This is a genomic window from Alkalibacterium sp. AK22 (assembly GCF_000585255.1).
In the GTDB taxonomy this organism is placed as follows: domain Bacteria; phylum Bacillota; class Bacilli; order Lactobacillales; family Carnobacteriaceae_A; genus Alkalibacterium.
In genome coordinates, this window is sequence record NZ_JANL01000029.1 from 23,359 (window position 1) to 44,458 (window position 21,100).

The following is a 21,100-nucleotide window of genomic DNA, read 5'->3' on the forward strand; positions in this document are numbered from 1 at the left end:
GATTGAAAGGAGGAGGCTATGCGTTGAAGACATTAGGTGAAAGTCATGCCACTAGAGAAAAAGGCATTCAATATTCGATACTGTCCCTGATAGCCTTATCCATTCTGATGTCAGACTGGATGTTTGGATTGGTTGCAGTCAGTGAAATACTGATTGGCCTACTGGTCCTACTTATAGGTTTAACTGACCTGAGCTGTGTCAAGTCAATAAATTATAGATTCTTTATAGGCACCCTTCTGTTTTTCGTTCTCCAGTTTAGTTATAATTTGTCAGTAGACATGACCTTTATTTTTAACCGGGCGTTGTTTAATGTGGTTAAAGTGTTTGCTTATCTCTTTTTCATCAATATCACATATAACTATATACGAGTAAATAAACTAGAAAAGCAGTTTTTAGTTATGCTAAATATAGCGGCTCTCATAACTATACTTATTGGGATTTATATCACATTAGCGATACTGTACTTCGATCATCTTCCGTACGAATTCTTGTGGTCATTTACGCGTAGTGATTTGCATAGTTACCGCTTCAGAGGGCCAGGTTTTATTGTTCGCACACGCAGTATTTTTTCAGAGCCGGCACATATGGGTTATTTTTTAAACATGGTTATCGGAGTGAATGTATTTAGTAACTTAAGAGAAAAAGTTCCTGTGTGGGTAAACATTGTGTTAATCATTGGAACAATTTTGACCTTGTCCTATGCTTCTATCTTTGTGCTGAGCATTATCCTTCTTTTCAAGTTGATCACACTCGATAACAAATATCAGCGAATAAAAGAATCGAAAGTCTTCTTTCTTCTCTCGTTAATTATTTTAGCGGCAGTCATATATATGTTTAGAGATAACTTATATCAGACAGTGATTGTGAGAACAAGCGATATTATAAGTGGTGGAGATAACTCTGCATTTGTCCGGTTGATCAACAGCTGGCTCTATGTCTCAAGAGATACGCTACTCATGGGAAGAGGGCTTGGACACACGCCACCTCTGCAAAATGTCTATGCCTATTTCTTGTCTGATATGGGTATTATTCCATTTGGTGTTATTCTAATCTTCACTGCTTACCTGTTCAAGCTCAATAGGGGATTGGGTCTGACTTTTGTTTTACTTAATTTCCAAAAGGGAGGATATTTGTCTCCTATATTTTCTATTCTAGTTTTAATTCTTTTAATCTTTTCAATCGAACAAAGTAATTATCACCGCTATACTCTAAAAGGAGAGAAATAAATGATCAGTGTAGTCATACCTACGCACAATAGAAGCGATTTGATACAAAGAGCAATTGAAAGTGTCTTAAACCAGACGTATAAAGATGTTGAAATAGTCGTCGTATCTGACGGATCGACGGATAATACCGAAGAAGTCGTTCAGTCCTATCAGGAAAAATATTCAAATATTCAATTTCTTTCAATCTTTCCTGGCAAAGGGGCCAATAATGCGCGGAACGAAGGGATAAAGGCTTCTAATGGAAAGTATATTGCCTTTTTAGACGACGATGATGAATGGCTGCCGTCTAAACTGGAAGCTCAGATGGACGTTTTCAACTCCGATAGCTCTATAGGTATGGTATATACAGGAATTAACGTTATATATGTGAAGGAGAATGTGACCTATTATTCTTTGTCGGGTAAAAAAGGGGACCTGTCAAAAGACATTTTGATGAAAAATGTTATCGGGGCTACACCTAGTGTAATGATAAAAAAAGACGTTCTTGACCAGTCGGGCTACTTTGACAGCGCTATGCCAGCTAAACAAGATTACGATTTGTGGATAAGAGTGTGTCAAGTAACTAAAGTAGGGTTCGTAGATCAGCCTATGGTCAACTACTATAATTACTCGGGAGAGCAGCAAATTTCTTTAAGTACAAAAAAGCATGAAAGAGCTATCCAGATCATAGACAGTAAGTATACATCGCTGTTTCAGTCACTCACTCAAGAAGAAAGCAGGCGGCAACGGTCAAATTATTTCATCAGCATAGCGAATATAGCGTTAAGAAACAATAATAAACGATTAGCGTGGACATACGCCTTTAAAGCGTTCAGTCAGAAGAAAAGCATAAAAAACGTGATCTATATTTTATCGGTACCCATTCCGTTTAAATTTTTACTAAAATTAAAGAATAGACGTTAATTGAGGATGAAAAGAAATCAACTAAAAGAGGGATTCTCGCGTGCATGCACGGGTATGTAAAGTCAGCACAAGGTCAGACATGATCTCAGCTGCCGGCTTCACATGCAAGGACAAGAGAAAGAGTCCTTTGTTTCAAAGCTGAATGCTAAACAAAGTGGTTCATTGAGAGAACAGCTCTCGATGGGCCACTTTTTATTTATTCTAAATAGTCTTAACCTATCCAAAATATGTATACAATAATTAATTGTATAGCCAAATTGTTCACCTTTTTGTACTATTTATTATGTTGCATATTTATATGTGTTCATCTAAGATGATAATGGTAATAAAAATAAATGTGTATAATTATAAAGGAGTGTCAACATGTACTATTCGTCCCAACGAAAAGCAAACATAAAGAAAATAATAGTCGCTTCTATGTTCGCCTCAACCATTCTGGGTGCAGAGCAAGCTTTAGCACAAGAGAGTGAACCGGCTGTTCAAAGCGAAGGACCAGACAGCAGCCTGGAGAACTTCAACGAGCTAATCGTAACATCTATGGACAGCGAGCTTTCAGAGACAGGATTAAGTCAGTTACATAAAGGAATCAGTTATCATTTAAAGCAGCAGTATGAGGATGCAGAAACAACGTATTCGGATCTTCTGGACAACCATTCGTTGAATGATCAGCTGCGTGGATTGATAGAAACATTGCAAAGTTTGTCGATTGAACAAGTGGATTTAGACGAAGAGTCGATAAATGAATATGAACACGTGGATACAGCGTTTGCTGAAAATCTGCTGCAGCTATTAAAAGCGACTGTGGATGAGTCAGGAGAAGATGAATCCGAAGTGTTGATTGAAACGATTGAAGGCAAAGAAGACACAGAAGACACAGAGGAAACAAGCCTTGAGAGTGATGACGAACTCGCAGAAGAGGAAAAGGGCATGGCGGAAACAGAAGACCAGCTGAATGATGACGAACCTTCTGAATCAATAGTAGAGTCTGAAAAAGAGTCAACAGACAAAGAGCTGGAGCTAGAAGAAAGTGACGCTACAGAAGAGCAGGAAAAAGATGACGACAGAGATAAAGAGTTAAAAGAAGAGAAAGAACAGCTTTTTGCAAGGTTTTCTGTTCAAAGCAGCAGCTCCAGACCAACAGCGCATACACTGTATACTAACTCTATAAACGCTGATACTGCAAGTGGAGCCTGGCACTATGCAAATGAACTCAATAAGCATTACCCAAATGATTATCGAATCACAGAAGCATTTGAGGCAGCGAGCCATAGAATCTTTTCACTTGCACAAAGTAATCACCGAAATAGAAATTACCGAACAGCTACGATGTACTACAATCAGCTGCTGAATCAGCCGCATGTTCCAAGTAATATAAAAGCGTCCCTAAATACCTTGATCACTATGGCAAACAGTGAAGTACGGTTAGGATTTGCAAGTACATACTATACCAACACTATAGATGCAAATACCGCAACAAGTGCCTGGAATGCCGCAATGGAATATAAGAATCTGTACCCAACAGATGGTCGTTTAAGTGAAGCAGTAAATGCTGCTGGACAACGTATTTTTGCCATGGGACGAAGTAGTCAGCGTTCTAATAGATTCGAACTGGCCTTGCAATATTACGCTCTGCTTTTAGAGGAAGAACTTCTTGATCAGAATCTGCTTGATGAAGCATTAGTCAGATATGCGGAAGTAAGCAAGGAAATAAACACTTCTGAAACAGATCTATTTTACGACACGATCAACGCTTCTTCAGCCACTGAGGCGTGGAATAACTTAGGAAGACTTATTGCGCGCTTCCCCAATCATAGTCGCATGACAGAAGCAGTAGATCATGCTTCGGCTAGAATTTACGCAATGGGAAGAAGCAATCACCGCTCGGGAAGACAAGCAACTGCACAGTTGTATTATTCCTGGCTTTTAGCGGAAAGCAGAGTCAATGAGGAAATGCGCACGCTAACGGCTGCTCATCTTGAGCAAGTGAATAATGGGTGGGAGTTTAGAACGCCAGAAGACTACTTGAGAGATACAATCTCTGCTCCCATAGCATCTGAGGCCTGGGCAGTCGCAACTGAAGGAATGAGAGTATTTCCTGCTCATTCAGATGTTCAAGCAAGTTTAAACGCTGCAGCAGACCGAATATACGCACTAGGGCAGAGTAATCACCGAAGAGGGAATTTTAATGCTGCATTGATGTATTACAACCAATTGGTTTCTCACAATCATGTGCTTCCAAATATTAAAACAGAAGCACAAGTATTGATAAAGCAAGCTGAAAATAGAAGAGAGCTGACGACAGCTAGTCAGTTTTATACTCAGTCTATGAATGCAGGAAGTGCTTCTCAAGCATGGGATATAGCAAACGAAGGACTCACGTACTATCCAGGTCAGTCGTCATTAGTTGAAGCCCTTCGTTCTGCAGCGGATAGAGTACTATCTCTAGGCGAAAATAGTCACAAGCAGGGAAACTTCTCAACTGCTCTCATTTATTACAACAGACTTTTGAATAACGACAATATCACTCATGCGATGCGAACTAGAGTGGAATCATACAGATACCTGGCAACAAACCATTTGTACTTGACGAATATGATAATCAGAGAGTCTCCGTACTCCACTTCTTTTGAAGCAGCAGTGGATAGACAAATGGCCCTTAGAGCAAAACCTCAGGCCTCTCATAACGGAGGATGGCGAAATGCTTCCAGGGAAGAAGTTATACGCTACATGGATCCCAATAACATCTTGCCTAGTGATATGAGTGATTTAACTAACATGTTTACTACTGCTCGAATCATCGTAGACGTTTTAAATGTCCGTAGTGGACCAGGGACAAGCCATTCGGTTGTGGGGTCCGTTTCCAGAGGACAGGAATTCACCATCATAGATGAGCAAAGCGGCTGGTACAAGATAGGCTTTAATGGCTCTGAAGCCTGGATATCTGGCAGTGCCAATCATGTATCTGCTAACAGGGAGATGCTACAGTTTTTGAACTTGCAAGGATCGGTGGGGGTTTCCGTTGAGAATCTGAACAGAGAGCTTCGCAACGCGGGAATACTCGAAGGCCAGGGCGCTGCTTTTAGACAAGCCAGTATAGAGGCAGACGTCAATGAGATTTACCTGATTTCTCATGCTATCCTGGAAACAGGACGGGGATCGTCTAGACTGGCAACAGGTGTATTGGTCGATGAAGTCAATGGCCAGCCTGTGACACCAAGAGTCGTCTACAATATGTTTGGTATTGGAGCAGTGGACCATGCCCCTGTAAGGCTGGGTGCTGAGCGCGCATATATAGAAGGCTGGTTCACACCGGAAATTTCAATTATTGAAGGCGCTAAGTGGATTTCCAGATCATACGTAAACCACTCAACCTATAGACAGAACACATTGTACAAAATGCGATGGAATCCTGCTATGCCGGGGGTTCATCAATATGCGACAGATGTTGGCTGGGCATCTAAGCAAACAAGCATGCTGAGAAGTATCATCGGCTATTCATTGATGGATAACCTTATTTTGAATTTTGACATACCGAAATACCAGTAAGCTCAAAAAGAGGAAGGCGTGTGCATACGTCTTCCTCTTTTTAAATTTAATCATTTTGTCGAATATTCATATTCTTATGGACATATTTCTATGGTATGATGGTTCTAGTTTGTGAAAATAAATCTTATCTATTGGATAGGGTGCTACTATGTTTAGGGACGGAGTAAATAAAAATGGAAAACGGATTATCGGTGATTGATTTTAAGCAGTTTTTTAAGCAGAAAAAAGGTACGGTTGTAACTATAATGCTTATTGTGTCTATTGTCTTTGCTGGCGTGACACTCTATCAAAGTTTTAGAGAGGTCAATACTTCAGGAGACGATACTGAAGTATCTGAAGAAGAGTCAGACAGGGGAGATCAATCTGTTAGAGACTTATTGGAAAGAGACCCTGAAGAGTTATCTGCAAGTGAGTTAGCAGTGATTGATGACTACTTATTTGAAGAAGCTTATGCTTTTCGTTTTTACGTCGAAAATGTAGACGGAAGTGTCTTCGCAAGAACCAATTTGCTGGAACAAGTCTTTTTATCTGAAGATGTACTGTCCATGATTGAAGAAGAAACGCAAACAGATTTAACAATAATTGAAGATTATTTCTTGGATTTGGATTATAATTCCACAAATGTAGTGTTTACCTTAACTATAGGAACGGGAGATGCTGAATTGAGTGCAGCCATCAGCCAAATTTACTTTGATGCCCTAAGTGACGGCACGCTTCCCGTCTTAGACGATAAGTTGGTCTTTTTATTTGAGAACCAGCCATTATCTGTGCAGTCAGAAGAGGCTATGGAGGAACTGTCAGATCCTGAAGAAACAAATGATATAGCATGGGTAGATGTCCTGATCAATGGAATAGCAGGCCTATTCATTGGCTTCGGTTTCGGCATGATAGTTGCTTACCTGCAAGGTGTCTATCAGTCTAAAGTCCATCCACTGTTTAATTTAAACCTTCTAAGTAAGGATATGTACATCAACTTGACAGACGGTAGAGTCAGTGAAGAAGTTGATTATTCAGAACTCAAACAAGTCATTGCGTATCCTGAAGGCAAAGAAAAACTTGTCGTAGCACAAAATCAAGAGGTCATCCAGTCACTGAAGGACGTGTTTTCAAAGACCCAGCCTGCAAGTATTGAAATTCAAGAAAATGTCTATGCAGCGAAACCAGCGAGTGACATTGATGAGGTCATTATTATCATTGAAGATAATGAAACAGACAAGAAATGGTACAGAAAACAGAAAACGAACAGCAAATTGTTCAAGAGTGAAATTAAAGTAATAAAAATATAAAGATAGCTGACAGACATATATATAATGAAACAAAAATCAAAGGAAGGGAGACCAGGGTTTGAAAATAGAGAAAAAAACAGGGTTAAGTATACTCTTTTCATTTTTTGTCTTTATGTCACTCAACCTTCCGACAATAAAGTTTATTTATTCGTCTGAGCTCATGAACATTCTAGCTTTAGCTGGAATTATCGGAGTAGGCATGTTCAGATGGATGTATAACAGTGAATCGCTTATTAATTTAACCAGGCGTCAATTTCGTTTTCTTTTGTATTTTATGATTTTGTGGCATCTCATTTTCACTATAACTTGGATCCAAAACCCGACTTATTTCACTTTTACCCATGCGCTTCAGTACATTTCGGTCATACTATTCTCAATAAGCGTACTGCTCTTCCTTAAACTAAAAGATGTGCCCTACATTGTTTTTTTTCAAGTAACCTGGGGGACTGGTTTTGCCTTTTTGGAATGGACAATGGGTGTACCTAGAAGTCGAGAACTAGGACAAACGTATTTAACTGCTGGAGTCGTGATTGCGGCTACTATAGTGGTTGTCATGGGACTGATTTTATCTAAAGCGGTCAAAGTGTACATGAAAGTGCTGCTAATCCCCGTGATGGTTATTTTACTGCTTGGAATAACGAGTTTAAGCGGTAGAGCCCCTATCCTGCTGTCTTTGATAGTGCCAGTGACTGTCTATCTGTTCAGTATCTTTTTCGAAAAGAGTGTCGGCAAAAAAGTGAGTGCCTTTATTGTGCTTACTATTGGGATCATTGCTATTGGAGTGAGTTTATATCAGATTCTTCCTGCCAATACAATTAACCGAATGATGAGAGTATTTGTTGATATTCAATCTGAACCAAGGTATCAAGTGTATGAGCAGGCCTTTATTGTTGTAAGAGAGAACCCGTTTGGGATTGGTCTAAGAGGATACCGAGCCTTCAACACGGGCTATCCGCACAATATATTTTTGGAGATTGCCATGTCCGGCGGCATTGTTGCACTAGTCCCTTTTATGGGCATATTAACGAGCGTCTATGCGTCAGCAGTGGATGTAGTCAAGTCTAAAAATATTAATATGGTCTGGCTGAATTTGTCGATGTATTTTTTCCTGACCTGGAATATTTCGTTTGATTTGTCCAGTTCATACATGGTGTTTATCAGTATGGTTATGCTGATTAAATGCCAGGAAATACATCAATATGCTGAAATCAGCGAGCAGAACAGCCGCTTTTTTTCTGAGGTCGGATTTGGTTTTATCAATAAACACATAACTGAATAAGAGTGAGCCTCCAAGAGACTAAACAGTGAGAGAGTGACTAAAAAGCATGAAAAATATTGTTCTTGTAAGTTTTAAATACCCACCAGTTTATTCTGGGTATGGCCAGCAGTTGAAGTCAGTATCAGAAAATATCTTAACACATTATGACGATATTCAATTTGATGTATTGACTGCTTATAACGAATCAAAACTGTCTAGCCAGGACAGGATGACTGTTCATTCATTACTTGGTAAAGACTATGATAATAACAGTAAAAGTGTATTTAAATTCAGTTTGAGTGTACTTAGATGGTTAGTCAAAAATAAAAACAGCTACGACCTTATACACTGTGTAAAAGCTGGACCTGAGGCGATAGTCTGTCATTTGGCAGGAAAACTGTTAAACAAGCCGGTCATAGCAAAAGTTGCTCAAGATGAGATGAGTGATCAGGAAATCAGTACAGTGCGGGGCTTTAACAGGCAAACACGTAAGGTCAGGCAGCGATTGCTCAAAAATATAAATTACTATATAGCTATCAGTGATGAGATCGAAGCTAATCTCAAAAAAAGAGTGGGAACGCACACCAAAATTATCAGAATTCCTAATGGAGTAGATACAACCTCAAAATTTGTACCTGCTTCAGCTGAAACAAAGGCTCATGCAAGAGCGGCATTGAACATTTCTTCGGATGATATTGTTTTGCTTTATACAGGAGCGATAAATAAAAGAAAAGGGATCCATGATTTACTGGATGCACTGGACCACTATGAGGCAAAAGAAAAACTGAGAGTAATTATGTGTGGCCCCGTTTTACAGGACATTGACTTCGAAAAACGTACTGAAACCCTCAATGAAAGCAAGAGTCAGTGTGTTATTGACTATAGAGGAAAGGTGTCCAATGTAGAGGATTACATGCGTGCGGCAGACTTATTTATCCTGCCGTCCTACTCTGAGGGCCTGCCCAATGTGTTGCTCGAAGCAGGAGCAGCAGGGCTGCCTCTTATTGCTACAGACATCGGCGGCTCTAGAGATATTGTTGCTCCAGAGCAGAATGGGTATATCGTTCCAACCAGTTCACCGTCAGCTATCACCCGAGTTATTGAAAAATTAGCCGGAAATGAAGAACTCAGAAAAACGATGGGCACGCATGCTAGAGAGCGAACAGTGCAGCTGTTTTCTTTAGATAAAGTCAGCAAGGCGTACTACACGTTGTATCAGAGTATACATGAATATGAGAACACGGAGGAATAGGATGCATTTTGTCAGCTTACACGGGGCATATTACCCTAACAACTACGGAGATGTATTGATATTAAATATTGAAGCCGAATGGATCAAGGAACTAACCGGAAAAGACGTGTCTCTACCTTTCGCAACAGATATCTACCGTAGCACGTTGCAATCAAATCAAGTGACAGGTAAAGACAGTATTATTCAATCTGATTATTTGATATATGGTGCCGGGGGCTTCTTAGGTGAGCCACCAGCAGATATATACAAATGGTCACTTAACTTTTTAAAAAATCACCTTAAACCAGCTATGCTTGCCAAAAAACACAAGGTTCCCTATTCTATCATTGGAACAGGCGTAGGGCCCGTGTCTGCATTTTATGGCAAAGCAGCACTCAAGTATATTGCAAAAAATGCAGAAATTATAGCTGTCAGGGACCAGGAATCCAAAGACTACATCGCACAGCTAGTGGATAAAAATAAACCAATTTACGAAACAGCAGACGTAGCGCTGAGTTTGACGAAAGAAAGTATCCCCAAACAGGTTAAAGATCAGGTGCAGAATGAATATCTAAATTTTGATGGCCTGAAAATCGGCATACATATTGGTGCTGACCGTCATTCGTCTGAGCACGGGGCTAATGTTCAAATGGTTATTGATGAAACCATTCAGTTTTTCAACCAAAATGAGCACTTAACGCCGGTGTTGATTATAGACAACGACAATCAGGTTCAAAGAGAAGCAGTTGACTTTATTGCAGGCAGACTAAAGCAAAATCATGTGCTCTTTAAACACCAGACTATCTGGGAAACGACAGCTCTACTTGCTGAGCTAGACACGGTTATCACCAATAAGCTGCACATTGGGATTGTCAATTATGCCATGGGGAATGTGCCCATCAGTATTCCTTATCATTCAAAAACAAAACGCTTTTACAAACAGATTGGATTAGAAGAGCTGTGCACACCGATAAGTGAAGTAAATAAAGGATTGACATTAAGCCTTCTAAACCAGATCAGTACAGATGTTTTGAACGGCAATAAGGGTAAATACCAGATCAAACGAGAAGAAATGAAAGCCAAAGCATTAAATAATAAAATGATTCTGGAAAAGATATTAAACCGTGACGCGAATAAACTATAAGCGCTCACTGCAACAGTATTTATGCAACTAGAGGTACATGAGGAGAAGATAGAATGGTCAGTAATCAGTCAGTAATCAAGAAATCATTCAGGAAACTGGTGATTGTATTATCAAAAACAGGATTATTGAACACATTGTCAGACAAAGCCTATTTAAAAGCTTATTTTTGGGCAAAACTTGGCTACAAGCTGAATTTAAAGCAGCCAGTCACTTATAATGAGAAATTGCAATGGCTAAAAATACATGACAGAAAAGAAGCGTATATCCACCAAGTAGACAAGTATGAAGTCAGAAAACTGATTGCAGATGAACTATCTGAGGACTACCTTGTTCCAATGATTGCCTTATATGACACCATAGAAGAAATCAACTGGTCTGAGTTGCCGGATAAGTTTGTTATGAAAGCGACACATGGTTCTGGGAGCAATATCATATGCAGCAACAAGGCGGATTTAAATATAGAGGACGCTGAAAGACAGCTTAAGTGGTGGATGAAAAGAAACTGGTACTGGTTTGGCAGAGCTTACCCATACAAGCACATCAAGCCTCGAATCATTGTCGAAGAGTATCTTGAAGACGATATTACAGACTACAAATTTATGTGTTTTAATGGTGAGCCCAAACTGGTTCAAGTGCATATGGGTAGACATGGGGACGAAAAATCCATTGATTTTTATGATATGGACTGGAAAAAAACCACTATTGGTCGACCACACGAAAATCATGGACCGACGATACCCAAACCGCAATTCTTTGATGAGATGAAAAGTATCGCAGAACAATTATCTGCAGACAACTACCATGTCCGAATCGATCTTTATGAAGTCAATAATAAAGTCTATTTTGGAGAGAAAACTTTTTATTCAGCATCCGGCTTTGCCCCGTTTAACAGTATCGAAGAAGATATTTACTTGGGTTCGCTTATAGACTTGCCAATTTAGTGTTTGACTGAGTATTAGAGATTGAGGGAACAGAGTCTGTTTTTTAGAGACTATAAGTATATCGGAAAGTATTTCCACCGAATAACAGCTAGTATGATATACGCGAGGAAGTTGTCATCTGATTAGTTTATGGATTAAATAATTCTTTATACAAAAATAACACTAAATAGTCAAAAGCATAGTCTATTATCTACTTATTTTACTGGTATACTATGTCGGACAAACAAATATGAATGAAAGAGTGGTCACCAATGAGCAAGGAAACACGAATGACTAAACGCCGCCCCAAAAAGAAAAAATCTACAGGACGGATTGTGTTCGGTATTGCCTTTCTTCTGTTGAACGTAATGATGCTGGTTGTGGGCGTATTCGTCTGGCAAGCATACAGAGATTTGCGTGCAACAACAGATGATATGTACGAACCTGTTGAGCAAGAAGCACACACGAGTCGGACAGAAAATCCAGTTGATGTCGATGCGGGAGAAACACCCTTTTCGGTTCTCATCATGGGTGTAGATACGGATAGTGATGACAGTATGGTCGGCCGCAGCGATACGCTGATGCTGATGACGGTCAATCCAAACACCGAGACGTCAACCATTTTAAGTATCCCCAGAGATACCTATACAGAGATTGTAGGACGTGGGACGAATGATAAAATCAACCATGCCTATGCTTTTGGGGGAACGAGCATGACAGTCAACAGTGTCCAGAATCTGTTGGATGTTCCGGTTGACTACTATGTATCTGTCAACATGGCCAGTATGGTTCAGATTATTGATGCCGTAGGCGGCATTACCATTACCCCTCCTTTGACCTTTACTCAAGGGAATTATAGTTTTGTAGAAGGCCAACCTACGCAAATGGACGGAACCAAAGCTTTAAGTTACTCAAGAATGCGTAAAAACGACCCTGAAGGGGACTATGGGCGCCAGCACAGACAACGACAGGTTATTGAAGGGACCATGCAAAGCATTGCTTCTTTAAACTCTGTCAGCAACTACCGTTCAATTCTGGCTTCGATGAGTGAAAGCATGCGGACCAATATGAGCTTTGATGATATGGTCGATATGCTGAATAACTACAGAAGTTCGGCTAATAATGTGGAACAGATGCAGCTGAGAGGTTCAAGCATGTTTATAAATAATATTTACTACGAGCAAATTCCACAAGAAGAACTGAACCGGGTCACGACAGAATTGAAAACCCAACTGGAACTCAATTAAAGTAGTGTGACAATAACCATAACCTGTTGTGATATTCGGCACAACAGGTTATTATGTTATAGAACGCAGGTACATAAATCGAAAGGACGATGTAAATGAATATTACTGTTGTAGGAATGGGCTATGTGGGCTTATCCAACGCCATCCTTTTAGCACAGAACCATACGGTTAAAGCACTGGAAGTGATTCAGGAAAAAGTAGACATGATTAACGACAAGCAGTCGCCGATCGTGGACAAGGAAATTTCCGAGTACTTAGCGACTAAAGAGCTAAATTTGGAGGCTACCTCATCACCTGAAGAAGCCTACAGCCATCACCCAGAATATGTTGTGATTGCTGCCCCAACCAATTATGATGACAAAACCAACTATTTTGATACCTCACTGGTTGAAGCAGTCATCGAAGACGTACTGAAATACGCACCTAATGCAACCATGATTATCAAATCAACGATTCCTGTTGGCTATACACTGGAATTAAGAAATAAATACAAAACAGACAACATTATCTTCTCACCAGAATTTTTGAGAGAAGGCAATGCGCTCTATGATAACCTTTATCCAAGCCGAATTATCTTAGGTGAAGTATCTGAGCGTGCGCAGACATTTGCGGACCTTTTAGTAGAAGGAGCCATCAAAGAAGACGTGGATGTCCTGTTGATGAAGTCTACTGAAGCAGAAGCAGTTAAACTCTTTGCCAATACGTATCTGGCTTTACGTGTCGCTTACTTTAATGAACTGGATACCTATGCTGAAGTGCATAATTTGGATTCGAAGTCTATTATTGACGGCGTTTCACTCGATCCGCGTATCGGCGACCACTATAACAACCCGTCGTTTGGTTACGGGGGCTACTGCCTGCCAAAAGATACCAAACAGCTGCTGGCAAACTATGATCAAGTACCAAACAACTTGATTGCGGCAATTGTAGAAGCTAACCGCACGCGTAAAGACTTTGTTTCCGATCAAGTGATTGCTAAGAATCCGAAGAAAGTGGGGATTTACCGCTTAGTGATGAAGTCTGGATCAGATAACTTCAGACAAAGTGCGATTCAAGGAATCATGAAGCGCATCAAGGCTAAAGGGATTGAAGTCGTGGTATATGAGCCCGTTCTGGAAGAAGAAACGTTTTTCAGATCCAAAGTGAACAATGATCTGGAATCGTTTAAATCAGAAGTCGACGTCATTGTAGCTAACCGAATAACTGAAGACATCGAAGATGTGAAGCATAAAGTCTATACAAGAGATTTGTATAACGATAACTAAACTAACACAAGAGGGTCTTCAAGTTAATGACTTGAAGACCTTGTTTATATGATGAGACATCAAAAAATAATAAACGAAAGAGTGAGTAGATGAAGGTACTAATCACAGGCGCTGCCGGCTTTGTCGGCTTTCACCTAAGTAATCAGTTGTTGGATAAAGGGCTGGATGTCGTCGGTCTGGACAATCTGAATGATTACTATGACCCGAAACTTAAAACAGACCGTCTGGATATCCTGAAGGAAAGAAAAGGATTCAGTTTCTATAAAATCGACTTGAAAGACAAGTCAGCAGTAGACCAGCTGTTTGAGTACGAACGCCCGTCACATGTCATCCATCTGGCTGCTCAGGCCGGAGTACGCTATTCCATTGAGAACCCGTATGCCTATGTTGACAGTAATTTGATTGGCTTTATGAATATACTGGAAGCGTGCCGACACTACCCTGTTGAGCACTTGATGTACGCCTCATCCAGTTCAGTCTATGGCGGGAATAAGGTCGCGCCTTTCTCAACAGACCACAATGTTGACCATCCAGTTTCTCTGTATGCAGCAACAAAGAAATCCAATGAGCTGATGGCCCACACGTACAGTCATCTTTATGGCATACCGACAACGGGGCTGAGATTCTTCACTGTATATGGACCTTACGGTCGGCCGGATATGGCGTATTTCTCCTTTACAAAAGCGATTCTGGCGGATGAGACGATTAAAGTCTTTAATCACGGTAAGATGGAAAGAGACTTTACCTATATCGATGACATTGTTGAAGGAATTGAAAGACTGGTCAAAAAAGCCCCGCAGGCTAATCCTGATTGGGACGAGAGCAAAGACGACAACAGTGAAAGCTTTGCTCCTTACAAAGTCTATAATATCGGGAACAATGCTCCGGTTACCTTGATGCACTTTATTGAGGCACTGGAAAAAGCTGTGGGGAAAGAAGCCAATAAAGAGTATCATCCGATGCAGCCAGGAGATGTAGTCCGCACCTATGCCGACGTGTCTGATTTGGAAAAGGATATTTCCTTCAAGCCGTCCACAAGTATTGAAGATGGACTAGCTAAGTTTGCCAGCTGGTACAAAGAGTATTACAAGTAAACGATAATCATTCCGAGTAAAAATAGATGGGCTGCAGGAACTGCTAGCGCATCTATTTTTATAGGGTTAATCCTATACAATAGAAGAAAGCGGTTACGATTGAAAAGTGTCTAAAATGTGAATAAGAAACAGCAGTTATTTATGGACAAGGTGTGAAAAATGTTCAAAGAGATTTCTAATTGTGATAGTCTGAAGACTGTTAATAATTTAATTTAGCGTGTTATATTATAATCGCTCATAATTCAGGAGGATAAGATGGAAGAAGAAATCAGCTTAGTCGAACTTTTCGACATCATTAAAAAACGGGTAGGAATGATCATTAACCTAACACTGATTGGCTTACTGGTCGTCGCATTCTATACCTTTTTCGTCGCTACACCAGAATACAGCTCCACCACTCAACTATTAGTTAACCGGACGCAGCAGACCGATGCCATTCAGCGTTCAGATATTGATACAAATGTTCAACTGATCAATACATATAAAGATATTATCAAAGGTCCCGTCATTTTGGATGAAGTAAGAGAGGATCTGAATCTGGACAGTTCTCATTCAGGCTTATCTAATCAGATTAGTATTTCAAATGAAGCCAACTCTCAAGTCTTCTCGATTCGTGTTACAGATATTAACCCGTATAACGCAGCTTTGATTGCCAATACGACGGCTTCGGTGTTCAGAGAAAATCTGGATGACATCATGAACGTGGACAACGTCACCGTTATTTCTCAGGCAGAACCTAATATCAATCCGATTTCACCGAATCATTCATTGAACTTGGCTATCGGCATTGTACTTGGAGCAATGATTGGAGTCGGTATGGCCTTCTTGCTAGAATTTTTGGACAATACAGTTAAAGACGAAAAATTTATTGTGGAAGAGATGGGCTGGACAAGTCTGGGACGTATTGCTGAGATGTCAGCTGAAGAACTAAAAGCTGACGGACGCCAGGCACTGCCTCAGCGTGCTCAAAGCCCAAGCCATGTCAGATCGAGAGTCTAGGAGGAAGAGACATGATTTTTAGCAAAAAGAAAAAAGCAGATACGGGCGAACGCCCAGGTCTAGTAGTTGTAAATAAGCCGTCTTCCGTAGTATCGGAACAGTTCAGAACCATTCGTACTAATATCCAGTTCTCGATGGTTGATGAAGATTTAAAGACTGTCGTTGTCACATCAGCGGGCCCAGCGTCAGGCAAATCCACGATTGCTGCAAACTTGGCTGCCACTTTTGCCTCAAAAGAAAAGAAAGTCTTGCTTGTCGATGCAGACTTAAGAAAGCCTACTGTACACAAAACATTTAAGGTAAGAAACACAGATGGTCTCACAACACTATTGACCGACCGCAACGCACACTTAGATGAAATGATTTACCGCACGCATACAGAAGGGCTTTACACCTTAACAAGTGGGGCCATTCCACCCAACCCAGCTGAACTGCTAGCGTCCAAGCGTATGGAAGAAATCAAACAGGAAATGCTGGCTTTATTTGACTTGATTATTTTTGATATGCCCCCGGTTTTAGCGGTTACCGATGCCCAGGTGATGGCCACAAAAGCGGACGGTGTCCTTTTTGTTATCCCACAGGGATCGGCCAATAAAGATGAAGTGATGAAAGCCAAGGATCTTTTGGAAAAAGTACAGGCTAACGTTTTAGGTGCAGTTCTAAACAGAGTCGACAAGTCAGACGACAGTTACTATTACTATTATGGAGAATAAATAAAAGTGAGGAGTAAACAAAATGCTGGATTTACATTGTCATATTTTACCAGGATTAGACGACGGCGCTACCACACTGGATGATTCAATTGAGATGGCCCAGCTGGCCGTATCAGAAGGAATTACTCACATCCTGGCTACTCCTCATCACAAAAATAGAGACTGGATGAACGATAAGAAAAAAGTTATCCAGTCAGTAAGAAGTCTGCAGGAAGAATTAGACGGCTTAGGCATTGATTTGACCATTTTTCCTGGTCAGGAAATCAGACTATACGGGGAGCTGCTTCAAGATATTGAAAAAGGTGACATTCTCTTCACGGATGAAAGTCACAATTATCTTCTAATAGAGTTCCCGACGAGTACGATTCCAACCTATGCTTCCCGTCTTTTTTATGATTTGCAGTCCCACGGAAAAATACCTGTCATCGTTCATCCGGAAAGAAACCACCAGATACTGGAAGACCCGAACAAATTAAAATCCTTTATCGATAAAGGGGCCCTTGCCCAATTAACTGCCGCTAGCTATACAGGTGGCTTCGGTAAAAAGATTGAAAAAGTAAGCCGCCAGCTGATCGAGGCTAACCTGGTACATATTATTGCCTCAGATGCACATAACACGACTAACCGGGCTTTTCATATGCGTGACGCCTATGACAAGCTAGCGAAAGAGTTCGGCCGAAGTAAGCGCAGTGAATTTCATCAGACCACGAGAGATCTGCTTAATGGAGAAGTTGTAGTAGCCCCGGAAACACACCGCATAAAACAGCCATTTTACTCAAAATGGTTCTAAAAAATAAATAAGAGGAGTGAATAAGATGAACCGCAAAGCCAAGCGAGTCATACTGGCATCCTTTGACTTAGGTGTCATCTATTTAGCAGGACTATTCAGTTACATATTCTTAAATCCATACGTGGAATTACCGGCACTGTCTATTCGTCTGTCTTTTGTGTTAATTATATTGATATATGGAGCGTGTGCGGTTTACTTCAGACTATTTGACAAAATCAACCGGTTTACGAGTATTAAAGAATCTATGATTCATAGCTTAAGTATATCCTTTGCGTTCTTAGTTACAGATTTCTTTAATCTGATGTTCACACCTCTAAGTCATCGGTTCCTGTTCCTGTGGTTTTTGTTTACTGTGGTGATCATCCCTGGCAGCCGGATTGCCTGGCGTATCTATACCGAGCATATGCAGCGGAAAGATAAAATGAATGAAGCAAAGGACCACCCGACGCTTAAAACATTGATTGTTGGCGCAGGACATGGCGGGAGTCTGTTTATTAAAAACCTTAAGAACAATCCCGAGATTAACTTCATCGGTATAGCGGACGACGACTTAAATAAGCAAAAAACAACGATATTTGGTGTACCGGTTATTGGGACAACTAAAAACATTAAAAAGCTGGTCCGTCAGTATGAAATTGATCAAATCACTATCGCGATTCCTTCACTTTCGGCGAAAGACCTGAACCGTATCGTAGAATCGTGTTCAGAATGTAGCGTCAAAGTGAACCAGATGCCTTCTGTGGAAGATATTGTTAAAGGGACATACAAGATAAATGAGTTTAAAGAAATTGATGTGACCGATCTATTAGGCCGTGAAGAAGTCAAACTGGATATGGACAAGATTGCCAAGCAAGTGTCCGGCCAGACGGTATTGGTATCTGGAGCAGGGGGTTCAATTGGATCAGAAATCTGCCGTCAGGTCATGCGTTTTTCTCCGAAGTGTATCCTGCTTTTAGGTCATGGAGAGAATTCGATTTACCTGGTACATAAAGAGCTTAAACCTATTGCAGACAAGAGTGGCATTGAGCTTACCCCAGTTATTGCGGATATTCAAGACCGTGACCGTATCTTTAGTGTCATGAAGCAGTACAGGCCAGACCGCGTGTATCATGCGGCTGCCCATAAACATGTACCTCTTATGGAATATAACCCGACTGAAGCAGTCAAGAACAATATATATGGGACTAAGAATATGGCTGAGGGAGCCAAGGCTGCGGGTGTTAATAGCTTTGTCATGATTTCTACCGATAAAGCTGTGAATCCGCCCAATGTCATGGGGGCGACCAAACGTATTGCTGAAATGATCGTGACAGGTCTTAATGAAAAAGGGAAGACGAACTTTGTAGCAGTACGGTTTGGTAATGTACTGGGCAGCCGAGGCAGTGTCATTCCTGTTTTTAAAGAACAAATCAAAAAAGGTGGACCCATTACGGTTACCGATTTTAGAATGACCCGCTACTTTATGACGATTCCTGAAGCCAGCCGATTGGTTCTGCAGGCAGGATCACTTGCTAAGGGTGGAGAAATTTTTGTTTTAGATATGGGTGAACCTGTTAAAATTGTTGACTTAGCCAAGAAAATGATTAAGCTGAGTGGGGCCAACAAAGAAGAAGTCAAGATTATAGAAGCGGGGATTAGACCCGGTGAAAAACTGTACGAAGAATTGTTGACAGATGAAGAGTCTGCTCAGGAAAAAGTATACGAGAAGATATTTGTTGGCAAAGTGACTAATGAATCCATAGAGGATGTACTAAAATTCGTTCAATCGGTTGAAAAATTAGGTGATTCACAAATGAAAGAACGTATCATTGATTTTGCTAATCCGTCAATAAAGTCAAAAGAAGTGAAAATCGAGACAGGTATAAAAGAAGAAAAAAGTAAGCTAGCTTATGCATGAAAACAATACTCTAGCCCTGGCAATAGGGCTAGAGTATTTACAAGAGGAGGGGAAATTATGAAGTATCTGCATCTAAAAAGATTCTTAGGTATCGTCCTTTCATTAAGCGGCCTGATAGTCTTATCACCTGTTTTTCTAATTTTAATTATTGCAATTAAACTGGACTCAAAAGGTCCGGTACTCTTTAAGCAAAAAAGAGTAGGGAAAAATAAGAAACATTTTTACATACTCAAGTTCCGTACGATGCGGATCGATACACCCAATGATACGCCGACTCACTTACTTGAAAATCCCGAACAGTGGATAACCCGCACAGGTAAGTTTTTAAGAAAAACAAGCCTGGATGAGCTACCTCAAATCATAAACATTTTTAAAGGGGACATGAGCATAGTTGGTCCAAGACCTGCCCTTTGGAATCAGTATGACCTAATAGAAGAACGAGATAAATACGGTGCTAATGATGTGCCCGTTGGCTTGACTGGATTAGCACAAATCAGCGGTAGAGATGAACTTGAGATAGATTTCAAGGCTAAGTTGGACGGTGAGTATGCAAAAAAAATCGGGCTCCTTATGGACATAAAATGTTTCCTCGCGACAATCTTTAGCGTACTTAGAAGTGAAGGAGTAGTCGAGGGCAAACGACAAAACAGTAACGTAGACTCTATAAATTCTTAAAAATACCTCACTATGCAAGGAGCTCAAATTATGAAGAAGATACTGATTACTGGGATGAATAGTTATATAGGGACTTCAGTTGAGAACTGGTTGATGAAGGAGCCCGAGAACTACGACATTGACAAAATTGATATGAAGGATGAAGCTTGGAGAAAAAAAGACTTTTCAATATATGATGTCGTGTTTCATGTTGCAGGAATCGCACACGTGTCATCTGATCCGAAAATGGAAGATTTATACTATAAAGTAAATAGAGACTTGACTATCGAAACAGCACAAAAAGCTAAAGCTGAAGGCGTTAAGCAGTTTATCTTTATGAGTAGTATTATTGTCTATGGCGATAGCAGCAGCAATAAAAGAGTGATTGACGAGCATACCGTTCCCGATCCTAGTAATTTTTATGGGGATAGTAAACTACAGGCAGAAGAGGGAATAAAATGTTTAGATTCCAAAGAATTTAGAGTGGCTATTGTTAGACCACCTATGATTTACGGCAAGCAATCTAAAGGAAATTACCCTAAATTATCCAAGCTAGCTCAAATAACGCCTATTTTTCCAGATATTGATAACGCGAGAAGCATGCTGCATATCGATAATTTATCAGAATTTATTAAAATAGTCATTGAACATGAGGACTCTGGAATATTTTTTCCTCAGAACGAACATTTTGTTAGCACGAGTCAGTTAGTTAAAACAATTAGCAAAGTTCATGGTAAGCACATTTGGATTACTGGAAGCATAAATGTACTAATACGTCCACTACTAAAAATAAAACTCATGAATAAAGTTTTCGGAAATCTGGTGTATGAAAAGTCTTTAAGTAAATACGACAAAGCTGACTATCAGATAAGAGACTTCGAAGAAACAATTAAATTAACTGAACGTTGATACTAGAAGGGCTGCTGG

At 40.3% G+C, this 21,100-nt stretch carries 17 protein-coding genes; all 17 read left to right on the forward strand.

The genetic code is table 11. The features are described 5' to 3' along the window. The first annotated feature begins 23 nt into the window (after positions 1 to 23). The 17 genes from ADIAL_RS05885 to ADIAL_RS05965 all read left to right on the forward strand — a co-directional run bounded on the left by ADIAL_RS05885 (position 24) and on the right by ADIAL_RS05965 (position 21,082). Complete coding sequence (locus ADIAL_RS05885; RefSeq protein ID WP_034301222.1) at positions 24 to 1,226, forward strand: hypothetical protein; 1,203 nt, start codon at positions 24 to 26, stop codon at positions 1,224 to 1,226. After that, positions 1,227 to 2,129: a glycosyltransferase family 2 protein gene (locus ADIAL_RS05890; RefSeq protein ID WP_051503753.1), complete on the forward strand. Its 903-nt coding sequence runs from the start codon at positions 1,227 to 1,229 to the stop codon at positions 2,127 to 2,129. Between the two features lie 363 nt (positions 2,130 to 2,492). Then, positions 2,493 to 5,675 (forward strand): N-acetylglucosaminidase, encoded by a 3,183-nt coding sequence (locus ADIAL_RS05895; RefSeq protein WP_034301226.1) that lies wholly within the window; start codon positions 2,493 to 2,495, stop codon positions 5,673 to 5,675. A 173-nt stretch (positions 5,676 to 5,848) separates the two neighbouring features. After that, a complete protein-coding gene (locus tag ADIAL_RS05900) occupies positions 5,849 to 6,961 on the forward strand; it encodes a hypothetical protein (RefSeq protein WP_034301228.1) in 1,113 nt (370 codons plus the stop codon). A gap of 58 nt (positions 6,962 to 7,019) precedes the next feature. After that, entirely contained in the window at positions 7,020 to 8,240 is a 1,221-nt protein-coding gene (locus tag ADIAL_RS05905) for an O-antigen ligase family protein (RefSeq protein ID WP_034301231.1), read from the forward strand. 208 nt (positions 8,241 to 8,448) lie between these two features. Then, positions 8,449 to 9,471, forward strand: coding sequence for a glycosyltransferase family 4 protein (locus ADIAL_RS05910; protein ID WP_231492102.1), 1,023 nt, complete (start codon positions 8,449 to 8,451; stop codon positions 9,469 to 9,471). 1 nt (position 9,472) lies between these two features. Further along, a complete protein-coding gene (locus ADIAL_RS05915; RefSeq protein WP_034301235.1) occupies positions 9,473 to 10,594 on the forward strand; it encodes a polysaccharide pyruvyl transferase family protein in 1,122 nt (373 codons plus the stop codon). 53 nt (positions 10,595 to 10,647) lie between these two features. Then, a complete protein-coding gene (locus tag ADIAL_RS05920; RefSeq protein WP_051503754.1) occupies positions 10,648 to 11,535 on the forward strand; it encodes an ATP-grasp fold amidoligase family protein in 888 nt (295 codons plus the stop codon). 251 nt (positions 11,536 to 11,786) lie between these two features. Beyond that, entirely contained in the window at positions 11,787 to 12,761 is a 975-nt protein-coding gene (locus ADIAL_RS05925) for an LCP family glycopolymer transferase (protein WP_051503755.1), read from the forward strand. Between the two features lie 95 nt (positions 12,762 to 12,856). After that, on the forward strand, positions 12,857 to 14,026 hold the full coding sequence (locus tag ADIAL_RS05930; RefSeq protein WP_034301237.1) for a nucleotide sugar dehydrogenase: 1,170 nt from the start codon (positions 12,857 to 12,859) through the stop codon (positions 14,024 to 14,026). 89 nt (positions 14,027 to 14,115) lie between these two features. Beyond that, positions 14,116 to 15,120 carry an NAD-dependent epimerase gene (locus ADIAL_RS05935; RefSeq protein ID WP_034301241.1) on the forward strand — a complete coding sequence of 335 codons (1,005 nt, stop codon included), beginning with the start codon at positions 14,116 to 14,118 and terminating at the stop codon, positions 15,118 to 15,120. Positions 15,121 to 15,375: 255 nt separating this feature from the next. Beyond that, complete coding sequence (locus tag ADIAL_RS05940) at positions 15,376 to 16,119, forward strand: YveK family protein (RefSeq protein ID WP_034301243.1); 744 nt, start codon at positions 15,376 to 15,378, stop codon at positions 16,117 to 16,119. Between the two features lie 11 nt (positions 16,120 to 16,130). Beyond that, positions 16,131 to 16,832 carry a CpsD/CapB family tyrosine-protein kinase gene (locus ADIAL_RS05945; RefSeq protein WP_034301245.1) on the forward strand — a complete coding sequence of 234 codons (702 nt, stop codon included), beginning with the start codon at positions 16,131 to 16,133 and terminating at the stop codon, positions 16,830 to 16,832. Positions 16,833 to 16,854: 22 nt separating this feature from the next. After that, on the forward strand, positions 16,855 to 17,622 hold the full coding sequence (locus tag ADIAL_RS05950) for a tyrosine-protein phosphatase (protein ID WP_034301247.1): 768 nt from the start codon (positions 16,855 to 16,857) through the stop codon (positions 17,620 to 17,622). Between the two features lie 25 nt (positions 17,623 to 17,647). Then, entirely contained in the window at positions 17,648 to 19,519 is a 1,872-nt protein-coding gene (locus ADIAL_RS05955; RefSeq protein WP_051503756.1) for a polysaccharide biosynthesis protein, read from the forward strand. A 57-nt stretch (positions 19,520 to 19,576) separates the two neighbouring features. Continuing rightward, entirely contained in the window at positions 19,577 to 20,194 is a 618-nt protein-coding gene (locus ADIAL_RS05960; RefSeq protein WP_034301249.1) for a sugar transferase, read from the forward strand. Between the two features lie 30 nt (positions 20,195 to 20,224). Beyond that, complete coding sequence (locus tag ADIAL_RS05965; protein ID WP_034301252.1) at positions 20,225 to 21,082, forward strand: NAD-dependent epimerase/dehydratase family protein; 858 nt, start codon at positions 20,225 to 20,227, stop codon at positions 21,080 to 21,082. The last annotated feature ends 18 nt before the right edge of the window (positions 21,083 to 21,100 follow it).

Coding starts and splice junctions, on each gene's coding strand:
- ADIAL_RS05895 (WP_034301226.1), top strand. CDS start 2,493: ATGTACTATTCGTCCCAACGAAAAGCAAACATAAAGAAAATAATAGTC.
- ADIAL_RS05915 (WP_034301235.1), top strand. CDS start 9,473: ATGCATTTTGTCAGCTTACACGGGGCATATTACCCTAACAACTACGGA.
- ADIAL_RS05925 (WP_051503755.1), top strand. CDS start 11,787: ATGAGCAAGGAAACACGAATGACTAAACGCCGCCCCAAAAAGAAAAAA.
- ADIAL_RS05900 (WP_034301228.1), top strand. CDS start 5,849: ATGGAAAACGGATTATCGGTGATTGATTTTAAGCAGTTTTTTAAGCAG.
- ADIAL_RS05965 (WP_034301252.1), top strand. CDS start 20,225: ATGAAGAAGATACTGATTACTGGGATGAATAGTTATATAGGGACTTCA.
- ADIAL_RS05960 (WP_034301249.1), top strand. CDS start 19,577: ATGAAGTATCTGCATCTAAAAAGATTCTTAGGTATCGTCCTTTCATTA.
- ADIAL_RS05930 (WP_034301237.1), top strand. CDS start 12,857: ATGAATATTACTGTTGTAGGAATGGGCTATGTGGGCTTATCCAACGCC.
- ADIAL_RS05950 (WP_034301247.1), top strand. CDS start 16,855: ATGCTGGATTTACATTGTCATATTTTACCAGGATTAGACGACGGCGCT.
- ADIAL_RS05955 (WP_051503756.1), top strand. CDS start 17,648: ATGAACCGCAAAGCCAAGCGAGTCATACTGGCATCCTTTGACTTAGGT.
- ADIAL_RS05945 (WP_034301245.1), top strand. CDS start 16,131: ATGATTTTTAGCAAAAAGAAAAAAGCAGATACGGGCGAACGCCCAGGT.
- ADIAL_RS05910 (WP_231492102.1), top strand. CDS start 8,449: ATGACTGTTCATTCATTACTTGGTAAAGACTATGATAATAACAGTAAA.
- ADIAL_RS05940 (WP_034301243.1), top strand. CDS start 15,376: ATGGAAGAAGAAATCAGCTTAGTCGAACTTTTCGACATCATTAAAAAA.
- ADIAL_RS05890 (WP_051503753.1), top strand. CDS start 1,227: ATGATCAGTGTAGTCATACCTACGCACAATAGAAGCGATTTGATACAA.
- ADIAL_RS05920 (WP_051503754.1), top strand. CDS start 10,648: ATGGTCAGTAATCAGTCAGTAATCAAGAAATCATTCAGGAAACTGGTG.
- ADIAL_RS05935 (WP_034301241.1), top strand. CDS start 14,116: ATGAAGGTACTAATCACAGGCGCTGCCGGCTTTGTCGGCTTTCACCTA.